The following is a 17,357-nucleotide window of genomic DNA, read 5'->3' as shown; positions in this document are numbered from 1 at the left end:
ACTACGAGGTCATGAAATGAGAAGTAATAAAAAGAAAAAGAGAATTTGGGCGGCGTGCCTGTGCTTGGTGTTTGCAGTCACCACGGCATTGGGCTTATTGGCGTTGCCCGTTAAATCATATGCCGAAGACGCTAACGCTGAAATCGATACGCTCAAATTCAAGCAAGTTGCGGCGGGCGAGGATTTTGCCATAGCTTTAACTTACAACGGTGACCTTTACGGCTGGAGTCTTACCAAAGCCGAAACCGATAATAACTTTAATGATAGTGCAACCACTCTCGGCGGATACTATCCCGCAAAACCTCACCGCATAGACGTTGAAAAAACTTATATAACATACACTTTAAGTAGCAGTGAATATGTTGTTAACGCTTCGGGCGTTAAGAAAAACGAAATGTCAAGCGAGCAAGTTCATTCCGGCGGAGAAGGCGATGAAATAATTCAAATTGCGGCAACCAGAACCACCGCGGCTTTTCTTACTGAGCAAGGAATTATTTACACTTGGGGAAAAGATAATGACGTTGAGCCTGCAACCACTGTAAAAGCAATAGCCCCTGGCGTTACGAATAAGTTAAATTTGTTGCGTCGCAATTCGGTTAATAAATATAAGCCAGTAATGATTGACTATACGGCTCATGAGGATTTCCGAGTTATTGCTCCGATAGTAAGCGTGACGGATAATTTAGTTACGTCAAGGGTTAAGTCGTTGAGCGCAAGCGAATACAACTATATCGCTTATTATGATACGAATGGTAGCAATAATGCTTCCAAAAATTTCGTTTGGGGACAAACGGTTTATAATCAATTGCATCAAATGACCGGTACTCATAATTTTGCTCCCGCCGCTGATAAGCGTTGGCAATCGAATTTTGAGGGAGGAAAAGGAAAGGTTTATATCGGAGACGGTAACGCGTATTATATTGACAATGCCGGTTTGCATGTAACAGGTAAGAATTACAAAATAAAAAGCGGTGCCGCTGTAGAAGCCGAAACAACATATAGTGATGCTACTTATAAGAGATTAAACGATAGCTATGTTTCAAATGTTTTATTGAGTAGCGGAACAAACGGTTATGCTTTCTATCAGGAAAGCAGCTACGTGAGCGGTCACAAAGGGCATCCCGATATCGTTCTTGAAAACGCTATAATAGCGGGATTTCAAGTGTTGAATAGTTTCGTAAATAGCATTGCGGATTACACCGCCCAATTTAAGAATTCGGACAATAACGATGCCGCCACTACAAAAATTACCAATTTTTCCGCGGGAGCAGGATACGGCTATTTAATTACAGACGGTAGTATAGTTTCGTGGGGCGATAATTCGCTTGGGCAAAACAGCTTGACGGGAAGCGCGGTGCAAGTTGTTGCCGGCAAAATCGTAACAGGCAAGCCTGTTTTGGAAAGTTTTGGTAAGAATGCGATTGATAGCCAAGACAATGTTTTGCTTGACTCTGCCGTGCCGGATTTCACAAAATGGAACGGCGACGCTTTGCGTTCAGGATTTGCTGATGGTAGCACCACGTATGAAAGTGAATTGGATTTTACCGATGATAGCACGTATATAAGCGCGTTGCTTACCGGAGATGGCGAGGTGAAAGCCGTAGGCGCGTACAACGGCGACGATAGCACGAACGGCAAGAAAGTCGGTTTAACAGATGTTTCGTTTTCCGATTACGACATTTCTACCGGAAACGGTGCGGCTATCAACAAAATAGTATTGTTGGCGGGCGGCTACGGAGATAATCTTTTTGCGTTGTCGTCTTATGGCAAAATTTTCCGTATAGGCTTTAAGGGTGATAAAAGCGGATTTGAGGTTAAAGCCATGTACGACGAGTTCTATACGTCGGACGGTGAACTTATAACAAATTGGGATTTGCATAAAGATGCAAACGTAACTTTCAAAACCGGCTATTACGAAGCGAACGCCGCCGCAGAAAATGGCGAACACCCCGAAAAAGCGGTTGTAAGTTTCGATACCGTAAAGCGTATCGAATATGAAACCACGCCGCAACCCGAAGCAAGAGCCGCTCAAGCGAATACATTAACCGAGGCTAAATCCTACGGCGGGGAGTCGGTGCTTAATACTAACTATGCGGGCGACGCCTACCGATTGATAATGCCTAAGTTTGCCGCCGGCGTAACAATTAACGAAGGTACGTTCACTGTTCCGAGCAGTGTAACAGGTGATAATTCCGTAAAGGTATTAAACGGAGAATATCAAGGCACGGCAACAAGTTTCCCGCTCAAGTTCTATTGGAGTAACGATACCCTAAAAAAGCATGAGTTAGCTCCCGAGCTTGCGTTGCGCTATGTGAATATAGAGTATAGGTATTCCGCAGGTAAGATAGATTTTGTGATAAAGCCCATGCGTTCCACGGGTGCGCAGTCGCTTATTATAGATTTTCCCGTAGGGCGTTACGACACCTCTGCTAATTACAACCTTGTTGCAAGCGGTTCGCCTATTTTCTACGACGTTCAATATACCTCGGTTGCGGTAAAGATAGAAAATACCAAACTTACTCCCGAATTTACAACCGCTACCCAAACAAAGGTTGATGGGAGTGACGATACCGTTACGTTGCCTACAATTCCGCTTTTAGACCCTAACAATCCCGAAAACAACACATATTCGTTGGCTTTGATGGACGTGTCCACCGGATTGGGAGAAATTTACACTACTTTAGAAGAATTTGTAAACAATACCAATAGTGACAACGGTACCAACAATAAATTAACACTCAATACGTCAGCCGGCAATCTTAGCGGAATGGATTGGTTAATTTCCGAGATTGCGAAAAAAGACCCGGGATTTCCCGCCCAAGCTAAAATCAAAGCGGGCAACCTTTTGTATTACAATCAATACGCCGCTAAATATTATGATAACAAGTACCGTTTTATGGCTTCGGACATAGACGGCGACAAATTGACTCTCGAAAACGTAAATAACGTACACAGCAATTCCTTAACATCGGGTACGGTATCCGAAAACGGCGTTGAAATTTACAGGTATGCTCCGGTTACAAAAACCTTAGAGTTGCCTTTCACTTTCGATGCAAATATAAGTCAGGATGACAAAACCGCAATTTTGAATAGTCTTAAAGATTTGTTCGAAGCTACCGATAACAACGTGAGAGTTTCGCAATTCAATAATATGTACGGCATAGATATTACTGTTACCGATAAAGGGTTAACGCTTCAATATACCGTATTTACGATTACCGCATTGCGTTCCATGAGCAGTACGTATATTGGTTATAACGAGAAAAATGAGGTGAATACACCTACGATTAAATTAGCGACAGACCATACCTCCGATAATAAACTCAATATGTTGCGTCCTGCGCTTTACGACGGCAAATATACGCAAAACGGACAAAAAGCGACGACGACTTTGACAAACACAGCAGATATGCACCGCGCTCTCGAGCTTTTTACGCAAAGTTCGCTTACTTTCCGTAAAGACAAAGTGGACGACAAATATGTTCACGGAATACCGGAAGGTTTTAGCGAAATAGGTAAAAATACGTTCGATATAAACTGGTTGGGAATTTTCAGCGTATCGCAAGGGCGGACGTTTACTTTCAACTTGTCAACGTATTTCAATGATACCTCTAATATAGAGATAGGGTATAACGGCAAAGTGGGCGACGACGCCATAAACAAACTTATAGCGTCGTTTAACGGAACGGATGCGGGGATAGCCGGCCCTATAGAATTATCTGCCACATCCACCTCTATTACGGGCAATTTGCGCCGCGCAGGTAAATATGAATTTTATTTGGATATAAGAAGAGTATTGCCTACAGGCGACGATAAGACTTTTAGCTATAATGATACGCCGGCAGAAAGTGCCACCATTCATTTTACGGTTGATTTCACGTTCGGCGAATATGATAGCGGAAACTTTCAGGTAAAGCCCAATCCCACTAATCCCGCAAGAGTGAGTAGCGAAGGCGGTTTCGATTTCATGGCTAACCGTTTGAACATTGTTGACAGTAAAATTTTGCAACTTTGCGAGGTTGAGGTTGTGAGCAGTGATACCGATATACTCAGAGTTTCTTGGAGCAAAGAAGAGTATAACAAAATTAAGCTCACACCGGTTACGAGCGGCACGGCATACGTGCGTTACAGAGTTAAACTTTACGGAGAAGAAGAGTATACCATTACCGACAGCTTTCCGGTTAACGTGGTTATGCTCGTAACCGCGCCGTCGGTAAATGTGAGGGGCACGGTGCGCGTGCAACTTTCCACTCTTACAAACGCGCTCGTTAAAGCGGGCATTACGCAATCGCTTACCGTTGATAAGCAAAATTCGCCTTACCACCAGCGCGGCGTTTTGAAGCAGGGAGTTACTAATCCGGTAGACGATAACGATTACGAGTGGACCACTTACGAGGATTATAAATGGGATGTGTCGGACGATGGCGTAGACCGTATACCCTTTATTCGCCGCACGTTTGTAGACGAGCAAAACACCTATATAGGGCTTGTAATGGGTTCGTTCAATTCCACGAGCGACGATACCGCGGTATACCGCATAGTAACCGAATTTACGGACGCCGACGGAGTGAAATATCAAGTTGCGTTCCATGTGTATCCTTCGGAACAAAAACTATACGATACGCAAACCAATCAGCCTTTGAGTATAGAAATCAATAAGAAGGCGGGCACTATCGCGCTTACCAGTCGCGATAACGGAGAAACGCCGTTCCTTACCGCAAATTCGGGAAAATACGCCGTTTCGGTGAAACTTTTTACCGAGTTTATGAACGGTTATTCGGATGAAAACACATATTCCATTCTTACCGCTCAAGCTATGTCTGCCGACGGCGCGCAAGACTACAGTGAATACGTAGAGGTGCTGTCCGAAACGAATTCGAGCGAATTCTATCTTATACCGCATTATCCCACGCTCCACTCCGAAACCAACGACGCAAATATAAGAGTTGCGTTGCGCTCGGTAAACGGCAATACGGGAGAGGAAGAGGTTGTAATACTCAATTTCTCGTTAACCGTTACGGGTATAGACACCGTGCTTACCGACAGTCAGGCTAAAACAGTGATTTTGGCTTCTTTCTTCGGCGTGCTCGCGCTTTTGGTGATTATCTTCTTTATCCGTATGGGTATTTACTGGAAGAAGAAAGCCGACCAGCGGCGCATAATAAAGAAGAACCAAGTGCTTATTAAGATGCGTGAAAAGATGCACAATAAGACCGAGGCGGTAAGCAAAGAAAAGCTCGTTAAAACCAAGCTCAAAATGGAAGACCCCAAATACGCCAAGATGTTTACCGATATGCGCATGCAAAGAGAAGCGCAAACGGGTATTTCGCTTGAAAACAACTATGTTGCAAATAAAGCCGAGCGCAAAGTAAAAGCCGAAAAGGCAAAGAAAAAGCGCGGCAAGATGTCGCTCGAGGAGTTGCAAGCCGAACTTGCCGCCAAGCGCGAGTCGGTTGCGCGTATGCAAATGGGAGATTTCTCTGCCGCACCCGAAGGCATGGTTGCCGACGGCGTGCAAATGGGCGACGTACCGCCTATGAGCGTTCCCGTTGAAGACGTGCCCATAGAGGGAGTTCCCGTATTCGACCCGAGCGTAGGGTTTGACGGTATGACTCCCGAACAGCTCGACGAGCAGTTCAGAGCGGCAATGGAAGGCGACGGAATTACATTCGAGCCTATAGACGGCAACATAAACGAAAACAACTGACGGTAGAGGAAGAACGATGCAAACGAAGATGACTGTTTCCAAAAAGAAAATATCATCGGCTGTGTTGGTTGCGCTGTTTGCGCTTATAATAAGCACGGCAATGATTTTCCTTTGCTTACCGTATTCTTTAGCGGCTTCCGCGTCAAGTGGTTCGAGCGGCTCTATGGTAAATTACGATATAGCAGCCGACTCTAAAATAGTTCTCGATATTAACGGAAAAACCGCAGACCTAAATACTTTCGAAAGCAATATAAAAACGAATAACGATAGTCACAGCTTTAGAGAAAGGGCAATCGCTTTGAATGCTCTTCATAATGAAACAGGTTACGGCTTAGCGAAAGAAGAAAATATTTACAATTATACTAACGATTATTTTTCCATAGAAGCCGGTAATTATAATAATGCAAGCGGCGAATATTTGTATAACTCTATTAGTATAAAAGCTAAGAAAACTACCGATACGCTCGGCAGAAATCCCCGTTTTGCTTTGGTATTGAAAAATGGCAATGCAACAAAGAAGATACAGGTTGAGGTGGAAATTTCCGCATATTTGCCTACGGATTACAGAGTATCGTCGGTTACGGATGCCGTAGTCGACGTTTATGTGGGCGCGTTATTGCAAGACGACCAAACAAGTGCGGCTCTAGACAGTTTGTTTCCTCTCGAAATTTCAAATTATTCCGAATACGAAATAGACCTTGAAAAAGTCGTTCTTAAGAGAAAGCTGTATACCGAAAATCCCAAAAACGCTATGCACAATATCACTGCGGAAACCGATAAAAATACCGTGCGTGCAGGTAATGAATATCTTGCGTTTAACGGGTTCGGCGAATACGGCGTGGATAGACTCACTGCGCCTACCGTAAGCGGTAAAGCGTGCGACGTAAGTTATTATTCGGGCGATTACGAAGACAAACTCAGTTTTGTTTGGTCGGTCAATTTCAATCAAGCCGACGTTCAGGAACTTGCACAGTCTTCGTCTAAAGAAGGTTATGTTTGGAAAGACGACGGCGCGTATTTCGATTTTACGGTAAAAATAATTAGCGGCAGTTCATATTTGAACATTCATATTCCCGTGGTTTTTACTCCGTCGGAGCGTCCGAGAGCGAAAGCGGTGGAAGATTACAAATTCAATACTTCGCTAAACGTAAGCAGTACAGCCGAGCCTGATATAGACCATAACAAGCAAAATGTTTACGGTTATAAAACGGTGAGAATTCGTCCGAGCGATATTGCCGATTTTCCTACTTACAACGGAGAAGGAATTAGATTTACCAACCTTGAAAATCAGTTTGTGACAGGAACGAACAGCTATATTTCGGCTGTGCGCGGCGGCGAGGGCGACGATATTTATTACGACGTTACCGCCGAGAAAAACGGCAGCGCTAATTTGACGTTTACCATAAATTATTACAGGCACGGCGAGTCTTATTCGAGGAGCGACTTTACAGTAACCGTTCCGTTTACCGCTTACGGCGAGTATGACGTAAGGTTGGATATAGGCGGCACGAGGAATTTGCAGTTCTCCATAAATTCGGCGGCATTCAAAGCACTCAAAGACGATACCTATCAGCTAATGAGTGCGAAAGGTTGGGTAAAAGACGAAAGCGTAGAATTCGAAGACTACGCCACGGTGAGCTATTTCAACGGAACTATAAACATAAGGCCCAAACAATCGGTAGGGTATGACAAGATAGGCATTAAAACCACTCTTGTTAACATGGACGGACACCGCATAGAAATTATATGCAACGTGCGCATAGATATAGACGCAACCAATTTCTTTGCGGGTTGGTTACTGTGGGAAATTATACTGTTTTGGGTAGGCATAGGGCTTGCGGCTTTGCTTTTGATACTGTTTATCATATGGCTGTTTGTGCGTTCTATCCATAAGCGCAAGATAGACGAGCTCGAAACGAGCGCGCCTACGAGCGCATATATAATAAAGCTCAATTCCACGATTGCGGCGGCGCAGGCGCAACAGCAACTTGCAACGCAACAGGCTAATTCGCAGGGGCAGATGTTGCAACTCGGCGCTGGCGGCAATCCCGCGCAGGTAAATCCCAACACGCTCGCGCTCGGAGCTACTCCGCAGAACAGCGCGGGGGCGAACATGCAAAACACGCTCGGCGCGGCTCCTCAGATGAGCATGGGCAACACCGTAAGCATGGGCGCAACTCAGCAGATGAGCGGCAACACCTATTCTATGGGTGCTACTTACGCGCCCACGACCGAGAGCATGACTTTTGCTCCCACAACCGACGAGATAATAATACCCATATCGGACGAAGAACTGCTCATAAGAATTTACGAGGAGAAATTCGAGCCGCGCGGCATGCTTAAGCGCACGTTCGATAAGAGCAAAGACCTTCAGCAACGCGAGCTTCAGAAAGAGAAAGAGCGTATACGCGAAGACGTACGCAACGGCATGAGCATAGAAGAAGCGTGCAAGTCGCTCAAGCAGCGCGAAGCGGAGTCCGCGGGAATGGCGGCGGCAACCCAACAGCGCGACATCGAACCCGCTGTGCAGATTGACCCGCTCATTGTGTTGCTCGGCTTCGACCCCGCCGACCCCATAATAGCCGACGTTACGCGCGAAGAGCCGCAGGAAGAATGGAGCGACGAGGAAAAGAAGCTCAAGGAAGCGGAATACAACAACTTGCGGTTACGCGCCGAACTCGCCATTATTGCGAGCAGAGCGGAGGCGATAACCGCCGCCAACGAAAAGACCGAAGCGGACGCGGCAGGCGCGAATATCGCGCTCGAAGAGTTGCAGTTCGGTATCAAGGAAGCGGAGCAGAAGCTCGACGATAAGAATACCGACTTGGCTGTGGAGCGTCGCAAATCGGCGAAAGAAGCCCTTAATAAAGAGATTGCCGAACTCGAAGCTAAGATTAGAGCGGATAAAGACGCGATTTCGGGCAGAAAAGCCGAGATTGAAACGGCGAACGGATTGCTTGCTCGCATCAAGGAACTTTTGGGAGAATACTCGGGCAAGAAAGAAGCTACGGAGGCTCTCGTTTCCGCGAGCGACGGAGAACTCGAAGCCGCACGCGCGGAAGCGCAGAAAGCTGCGGAGCTTGCCGAAAAGGCAAGAAAGCAAGCGGCTTTGGCGGCACAGCTCGAGGTGCTCAATCCCATGATGTTTACGGTTAACACTCTCGACGGAGAGATACGCGAACTTGCCGAAGCGATAGAGGGCAGCGACGACGACAAAGACTCTCGCAAAACCGCGGTTGCGACTCTTCAGAATGAACTGTTGTCTACAACCGACTCGGCGAAGATAAACGAGATAAGCGCGCGCATAAAAGACCTTAACAAAGAAATATCCGAGTTGGACCGCGCGGCTACGGCAAACACTACGCTCAAGACCAACAAGGGCATAGAGATGGCGGCTGTGCGCAGAAAGGCGAACGAGTTCATAGACAAAGAGAGCATTGAACTCGACGACGTGATAACCGCCGAAGATTTGATTATAGGCAATATCGCGCTCGATAAGTTGCTTAAGCAGGTGGAAGCCGACAAAGCCGCCGCAGAAGAAGCGGTTGCGCATTGGCACGGCGTTTGCGACTCCATGACCGAAAACCTCGACGCGTCGGTAACGGAAGCGGCGTCGGGCGTTGCCGAGCGCGTGAAGCAAGCCGAAGACGCGCTCACCGAAGCTCAAGATAAGCTCAACGAGGTAAATCTCAAGATAGAACTCAGCGAGGACGACGACGAAAAACTCAATCTTTCCATGGAGCAGGTAACGCTGGGTGAAGAGGTTGACGCGCTTACCAAAGCGCTCGAAGACGTACGCGCAGAGGGAATTAAGGCAAATCTCGAACAGCGCACACAAGGCGAAGCGGAGCTCGAGGCGGCACGCGGCGAACTCGAAAGAGCGCAAGAAGATTTCGAGAGAGCGTCGGCGCGTTACCACGAGGTGAAAACCGGAGTGAACCCGCTCGACCTCATTACGTCGGGTAGCGGTATAATTTCGCAAGACCGAAAGAAAATAGAAGCAGAGAACCTCAAGAAGATACTCGAAGAGCAGAAGAACGCCATAGAGCAAGCCAAGTTGCAGGCGCAGATAGCGCAACAGGAAGCGGAAAAGGCGGTTGCCGACGCTCAACGCGCTTCGGAAGAAAGCAGAGCCGAAGCGGAAAGGTTGGCGCAAGAGGCTCTCGAACGCGCCGAAGCCGCACGCGAAGAAGCGGAGCTTGCGCGTAAAGAGGCCGCGGAAGAAGCGGAACGCGCCCGTCAGGAAGCCGCCGAGGAAGCGGAACGTATTCGCAGGGAAGCGGAAGAAAAGACCGAAGAAGCGCGGAGAATGGCGGAAGAAGAAGCGGAACGCGCATGCGAAGAAGCGGAGCTTGCGCGTAAAGAGGCCGCGGAAGAAGCGGAACGCGCCCGTCAGGAAGCCGCCGAGGAAGCGGAACGCATTCGCAAGGAAGCGGAAGAAAAGACCGAAGAAGCGCGGAGAATGGCGGAAGAAGAGGCGGAACGCGCTCGCAAAGAAGCCGAAGAAGAGGCGGAGCGTGCGAGAAAGGCTGCCGAAGAGGAAGCCGAGCAAGCAAGAAAAGCGGCTGAAGAAGAAGCCGAAAAGGCGAGAAAGGAAGCCGAGGAAGAGGCTGAAAAGGCTCGTTTGGCGGCTGAGGAAGAAGCCAAGAACAAAGCTCGCATAGAGGAAAAAATTGCCAAGCGCAAAGCGGAAATAGCTACGCTGAGAGAAGAACTTAAAAACGTTACCGAGGAAGACCAAGGCAACGCGCTCAGAGAAAAATTCTACTCAATACAGCTTTCGCTCGACGAAGAAGAAAAGACGTCTACCGAGCTTACCGATTTGCTTGCCAAATCCATGGACGACGCGAGCCATGCCGCAGAGCTTTCGAGGTATAAAAAACTCGCAAATCAGAAGCCGCGCAGAATTGTCAAGAAAGTTACGGAGCGCGTGAACCGTATTCCCAAGGCGAGACCGGGCGCAAGACCCGCAAGACCGGGCGCAAGACCCGCAAGACCGGGTGCAAGGCCTGCGGCACGCTCCGGCGCAAGACCCGCAAGACCGGGCGCAAGACCCGCGCGTCCCGGAGCAAGACCGGGCGCGAGACCTACCCGTCCCGGAGCAAGACCTACGGGCAGAGGACCTACGAGTAAAAAATAATTAAGGAAGAAAGGCGCGATAGAGAGGATGAAAAACATGAACAACGATATCTACAATCTTTCCATGGCTGACGAAGACGATTACGACGAGTACGAAGAAGAAGTAATCGAGCGTGACGAAGAGTACGATACGGGCGAAGAAGAATACGACGACGAAGAGTACGAAGACGAGGATTACGACGACGAAGAATACGAGGACGAAGAGCCGTATGACGACGAAGAGTACGACGAGGGCTACGACGACCAGTATTACGACGACCGCTTAAATCAAGTGCTCGACGAATTGGCGGAGCTTAAGCGCAACATGACTCCTGCCGCCGTACAGCAACAGCCTGTAATGCAGCAGCCGTTTTTGCCTATACAGCCGCACATGATGTTCGGCATGCCGCAAAATAACGACGTTGTTATGTATAACGAAATCTCGCGCCTTCGTGACGAACTCTCGAAAACGCAGAATTCGCAAACGCTCCACGAAGAGCTCAGCCGACTCAAAGACGATATGGAGCGCGAGAAAAAGCATAACGAAGCGCAGTTTTTGTCCGAAATAAAGCGTCTTAACGAGCGCATAGAGGAATTGCAAGCGCCCGAAAAGAGCAAGGCGGCAGCTTTGCCCGCAGGCAATCAAGCCGCGGGTTATTTGCCCGAGGCTCCTCAGCAGCCCGCTTTGCCGCATAAAGAGTTCGGCAAGCTCGTAGGAATAAACGAAACTCTCCTTAAGTCTACTCGCGATTCCGACGCGCGTATTATCGCCGATATTGCGGAACTCAAAACCAAACTCGAGGCAATGAGCGGCGACGAAACCGTAAACAAAGCTCTCGCGGATATTCGCGAGGCGGTTAAAACGCTCGAAGAACGCCCCGCGTGCGTAAATAACAGTGAAGCCATTGCGGAAATATCCTCGTCGGTAGCCGCTCTCAAAAGCGCGGTAGACGAGCACGCCGAAGCCATGCTCGGCGCAACCGCGTCGCTTGCCGCGGCTTCGAACGAAAACACGGGCGGAGGAGTTGACCGCAACATACTCAACAAGCTCGCTCGCATTAAGACCGAAGGCGGCAGAGTGGATTTAACCGAAATAATGCGTTCGGTATACGAACTTAAGGGAATGCTCGGCTCCGGCGACGCAAATCAGCAAGAGCTTGTGAACATGGCTCTCAAGGCTTACACCGAGCTCGATTTGCTTCACGCCACTATAGCCAACAGCAACGATTTCCGCACAAAGCTCGAGGCGTTGGAAAATTTCGTGTCTACCGTGAACGCGCAGGATTTCATCACTGCTGACGCTCTCACGGCATATAATATAGTTCTCAAAGAACTCATGGACACACCGCTTGACAGGAGCGTGTTCGACTCTCTCAATTCGTTTGCTTCCGCAACCGGCAAAATTACGGTTTCGTCGGCTAAGAAAGAAGCGGTAAACCGCTATATTTCGTTTGCCGAAAGGTCGCGCAGAGAAGACGTGGAAAACGTAATGGAATTTTTGCCCGAAATGGCTTCGGCTATTAACGACGCCGAGGGGGCTAAGAACGTATCGGTTGTGAACGGGCTTCGCGACGAAATCGTATCCATATTCAACGAGCGCAAGCGCGACACCGAAACCGACAAGCACGCGGTTGACACCGAGATTAAAGCTCTTATATCCGAACTTACAAATCTTACTGTGGGCGATATCGTTTCGTATTCGCCCGAAATGCCGTTGCCCACGTCCGACGCCATGACTTTCGGCGAAGGCGATTCCGTTTCCGACCGTATCAATTCGCTTATGCAGTCGGTTGCTGAGCTCGGGCGCATGGTGGAAGACCTTGCCGCCGCGGGCGTTGCGTCGCGCACCGAAGAAGACGGACTTGCGGCTACGGCTCAGCCACGTGTGGAATTCGACGCTCAATCCGCCGAACTCGCGGGCGAGCAAATAGAAGAGCTCAGGGCGATGCTCGCGGCTCTCGACGCTAAAATCAATATAGACGAACTTTCGGGCGAGGTACAACGTAATTTCGACGCGCTCTCGGGCAGGCTTGCCGATATAGAAAGCAGACTGATAAATACCGAAGTTCCCGCCGCCGCAGAAGAGGTTTACCCGCAGGCGGACGAGTTCGAGGCGGTAGAAAGCGGCAACGGTATTTCCGAGGAAATTGCCGAGCAAATAGCCGAAATCAAAGAGAAACTTGCCGAGCAAGACGTATTCGTTTCGCAAATAACCGATTTGCGCACCGATATTTTGGCGTTGCCGGAAACGGTGGGGCAATCCGGTCAGTTCGATAAACTGTACGACGATATCGTTGCGCAGTTCGACAAACTTTACGAAGATTTGTCGGCGGTGGACGGCGATACCTCGGAGAAACTGCAAGCCAAGCTCGACGAAATAAAGGCGGTAATGGAAGGACTTGCCGCCGCGGATATGTCCGCCGCGGTGATAGACAGCGTTGTGGATTTTAGAACCGCATACGAGGACTCGCAGGCTTTAAGCGCGGCAGACCGCGCCAAATTGCTCGAAGACGTTGCGTTTGTTCGCGAGGGCGTGGAGCGCAGACTCAACGAGCAAGCCGCCGAAGCGGTGGGCAACAAGGAGCTTTCCGAGCAGATAGAAACCGTTCGCGCCGAGTTCGGCGAAAATCTCAAAACGCTGGAAGAGCGGATTGCAACCATAGAGGTTAACGCGGAAACGGCGGCTTTGGTGAGCGAGCAAGCCGAAAACATTGTGGCGGTGCTTGACGAACGCTTTGCGATTCAAGACGAAAACGCGGCGCAGATACTCGACGGACAGCAGGGCATTGCGGCGGCTATAGAAGAGCTTAAAGAAAAGAGCGCGGCAATCGAAGATTTGGTGAATACCAACGGTTTGTTGCTTTCGGACAATCAAAACTCCATATCCGAGCGCGTAAACAAATTGCTCGAACTTTTGATGCCGCCGGGCGACAAAGACGCCACCAACATATACGACGAAATAATTTCCATATCCACTCGGGTTAACGAGGTTCATTCCGTATACGAAAAATCGAGCGCGGGCATACGCGATTCTCTTGCGGAAATAAAGGAACAAATACATCTCAAAGAACTCGAGCAGAGCATTGCGGCTATACCCGCAACCGAAGAGGACCAGGCGAAACTGCTTTCGGAAATAACCGAACTCAGAGAAAGACTGGGCAATCTCGAAAATTCGCAACAGTTGCAGTCGGATACGGTTGCAACGCAACTCGATAAGATTGCCGAACAAATCACGTCGCTTTCTCAAGTGGTTGCCACCGATAATTCGGTTAAAGAAGCCTCGGATTTCAACGTATCCACTTTGGAAGAATTGCATACGCTTATCGCCGAGGTTGCCGATATAAAAGACAAACTCAGCGCGGGCGACGAGCAGACCTCCGAAATAGTGCGGATGCAAGACGATATTACCTTTATCCGCAACCAAATAGAAGCCAACATAGAAACCGCGCCCGAGAGCGACCCGCTCGCCGAAACGTTGGAAAACGAAGGCTTATCGCTCATAATGGACGATATTGCGGCAATCAAAGAGAAGATTGCCACGCTCGACGAGTACGACACCGTTGCCGAAATTCTCTCGCTAAGAGAAGACGTTAAAACGGCTCGGCTTCTCGATAACGGCGACGTTGCCGCCGAGCTCGAAGGGCTTAAAGGCGACTTGTTGGAGCTTAAAGCCGATATTTCGGATATAAAAACTTTGAGAAGCGAAGGCGACGGAGTTCCCATCGGGGGCGACGGCACACCCACGAGCGACGAAGTGAATATGCTTTTGAGCGAAATAGTTTCGCTTAGAGACGAAATACAGGCATATAAAGACGACGTTGCGGGCATGGTGTCGGCGCAAGACGACGTGCATCCCGTTACCGCGGTTGCCGACGAAAATATTTCGGTAATTCTCGACGAGCTCACCGGTCTTCATAACGAGATAGACAATCTCAAGATAGAAAATCTTGCGGAACAGGCGGGCGAGATAGACGAAATACAGTCCGCGCTTTCCGAAATAAAAGATATGATTTCGCGCAGAACTACGCTTGCCGAAGACGGCGGCGCGGCTCGCGAAAACGCGGTGTCTAACGAGCTTAACGTCGTATTGGACGAAATAATAAACGTAAAGAGCGAGGTTGCCGAACTCAAAGCCGATTTCACCGATATGAACGAAACCGCCGCGGCGGCTCGCGAGAGCGACGCGCAAGCGGATAAGGCGGCTCTTGCCGACGAAATGCAAACGCTCAAGAGCGAACTGTTTGCCATGATAGGCGAAAAGCTCGAGGAGCTTTCGCTCGTAAGTCCCGACTATACCGAGGAGCTTCAGAGCGTTAAAGACCAACTTGCGGATTTGCAGACTCTCGCCGTGGGCGGAGCTATAGCGGGTTCGGAAGACGGTGCTGAAACGGGCAAAGCCATATTCGGCGAATTAAACTCCATAAAAGAAATGATATCGAGCAATTCCGCCGTAACAATGGAAGAGCTTTACGGCGAAGTGCTTGCGCTCAGACAGGAAATGGAAGAGTCGAAAGCGGTTGCGCCCGTTGCCGCCGAAAACGCAACGGTAAGCGTGGATTTGTCGTCGGTTAACGAGCAACTCGCCGAGATACGCGAACAGCTTATGAACGCCGCTTCCGTTCCCGCGGCGGTTGCCGAACCCGACGAAGCCGTTTTGAACGAAGTGCTTTCTTTGAGAGAAGAAATTGCGGCATTGCGCGAAGAGATGAGCAATATGGTCGCGCCCGAACAGGCAAGTTCCGAACCCGACGAGCTTGTGCTTAACGAGGTTATGTCTTTGCGCGAGGAGATAGCGGAATTGCGCGAGCAGATGAACGCGCCCGCCGCAGTAGCCGAAACCGAAACTGACGCAACGTTGTTGAACGAGATACTCGGTTTGCGCGAAGAAATGGAGCGCATGCGCGAGAACGGCAGCAGTGCGGACGATACCGCGGGCATCATGGAGAGCATAGACGCAATAAAAGAGGACGTACGCGCCATAAAGGAAGAGCCCGACCTCGGCATTATAAACGAAGTTCTCGCGCTCCGCGACGAATTCCAAGCCTTCAAAGACGAACTTAACAAAACGCGCACCTCGCCCGCGGAAGACAAGAGCAAAGAAGAACTCATATCCGAGGTGCAGTCGCTCAGAGACCAGTTGTTTGCAATCAGCATGGCTAACGTAAACGACGGAACGAGCAACGAGGTAGTGTACGAAAGCTACAACAATATAATTCTCGACGAGATATCTTCGTTGAGAGACGAACTTGCGGTTATCAAGCAGTCCGACGAAACCAACGCGCTCGGCGAAGAGCTTGCGCAAATGAAAGACAGGCTCACAAATCTTGCCATAGACGACAGCGAGAAAACGGAAGCTCGTTTCGACGAACTGCGCGAAGAGATAGCCCGCTTAAAGCAAAGCGAAGATACCGCGGCAAACGACGCGATACTTTCCGAACTTGCCGCACTCAAAGAAGAACTTTACAATCAGCGCGAAGCCGACGCGACAACTCTTAACTTTATGTCCGAAATGGCGCGACTCATCGAACGCCAAAACGCGTTTATAAGTCAGGCTTCCAACGAACGCTTGAGCGAAGAAATAGAGAGTCTTAAATCGGAAATAGCTTCTTCGCTTGCCGCGCCGGCCACGAGCGAGGATTTGCGTAGCGAAATAGAGAGCCTTAAAGCCGAACTCGGGCGCAACAAAACCGAAACGGTTACGGTAGACAACAGCGCGGTACTCCGAGAAATAGCCGCTCTTCGCAAAGAGATGGACAGCCGCAATTCTTCGGAAGAGAGCAAAAAGATATTGAGAGAAATATCCGTGCTCAAAAACGAGATAGGCGCAATGGCGGAACGCGAGCCGAGCGCGGGCGACGAAGAACTGTCGCGCTCGATAAGCGACCTTAAAGCCGAGCTCAATCAGCTTGCCGGCATTGTGGAAGAAGAAGCTCCCGCAAAACCCGCGGCAAGGAAGAATTCTTCGCAACGCGCAAAATCGGGCGCAAAGAATTCGGGAAAAGGAAAGTCCGGCGCAAAACGCGGCAACCGTCCCAAAGCCAAACCCGCGGCGGAAGAAGACGACGGACTTTCGAGCGACACGCTTTTATCCAAAATAGACTCTACGAGCATAAACTTGGGCGGTTCGAGTATTGACGAAACGATAGTGCTCAATCCGAATTTCGAGCCCGAACCCATACCCGCCACGAGCGAAGAAATGGATATAGCTTCGCGCATAGCCAAACAGGTTGCGAATAAGCTCATAATGGAACAGCTCGTTCAACAGCTCGGCGACGGTAACGTGCCGCACAGCGAGGTGGAAGAAATAGTGAAAGATATTCTTCCGCAGGAGTTCACCACCATACAGGTAGACGAACAAACCGACAGAGTGCGCCGACTCGCGAATTCGCTTGTGCTCGACAAACTCCGTTCCCGTCTTAAGAAATAGTAAATCGATACAGTAAATCGTTATGTAAAAATCCCTTGCGGTAACATAATTGCCGCAGGGGATTTTTTCGGATTTTATTTATTTATGCCGTCGTGGCGGAAAAAG

3 protein-coding genes are annotated in these 17,357 nt (G+C 49.2%); all 3 read left to right on the top strand.

The genetic code is table 11. From position 1 onward, the window contains the following. The first annotated feature begins 16 nt into the window (after positions 1 to 16). Genes NFR55_RS03035 through NFR55_RS03025 form a run of 3 tightly spaced genes read left to right on the top strand, consistent with a single transcriptional unit; the run spans position 17 to position 17,252 of the window. Positions 17 to 5,707 (top strand): RCC1-like domain-containing protein, encoded by a 5,691-nt coding sequence (locus NFR55_RS03035; RefSeq protein WP_251546101.1) that lies wholly within the window; start codon positions 17 to 19, stop codon positions 5,705 to 5,707. Positions 5,708 to 5,723: 16 nt separating this feature from the next. Beyond that, on the top strand, positions 5,724 to 10,847 hold the full coding sequence (locus tag NFR55_RS03030; protein ID WP_251546099.1) for a hypothetical protein: 5,124 nt from the start codon (positions 5,724 to 5,726) through the stop codon (positions 10,845 to 10,847). A gap of 36 nt (positions 10,848 to 10,883) precedes the next feature. Next, positions 10,884 to 17,252 carry a hypothetical protein gene (locus tag NFR55_RS03025; protein WP_251546097.1) on the top strand — a complete coding sequence of 2,123 codons (6,369 nt, stop codon included), beginning with the start codon at positions 10,884 to 10,886 and terminating at the stop codon, positions 17,250 to 17,252. Positions 17,253 to 17,357: the final 105 nt, after the last annotated feature.

The organism is Pumilibacter intestinalis, from assembly GCF_943193005.1.
Lineage (GTDB): Bacteria > Bacillota > Clostridia > Christensenellales > Pumilibacteraceae > Pumilibacter > Pumilibacter intestinalis.
The sequence above is the reverse complement of the archived record's forward strand: the minus strand, read 5'-3'. Positions and strand labels throughout refer to the sequence as shown.

Excerpts from the sequence above, each read along its gene's own strand:
- NFR55_RS03025 (WP_251546097.1), top strand. The coding sequence starts at position 10,884 with ATGAACAACGATATCTACAATCTTTCCATGGCTGACGAAGACGATTAC.
- NFR55_RS03030 (WP_251546099.1), top strand. The coding sequence starts at position 5,724 with ATGCAAACGAAGATGACTGTTTCCAAAAAGAAAATATCATCGGCTGTG.
- NFR55_RS03035 (WP_251546101.1), top strand. The coding sequence starts at position 17 with ATGAGAAGTAATAAAAAGAAAAAGAGAATTTGGGCGGCGTGCCTGTGC.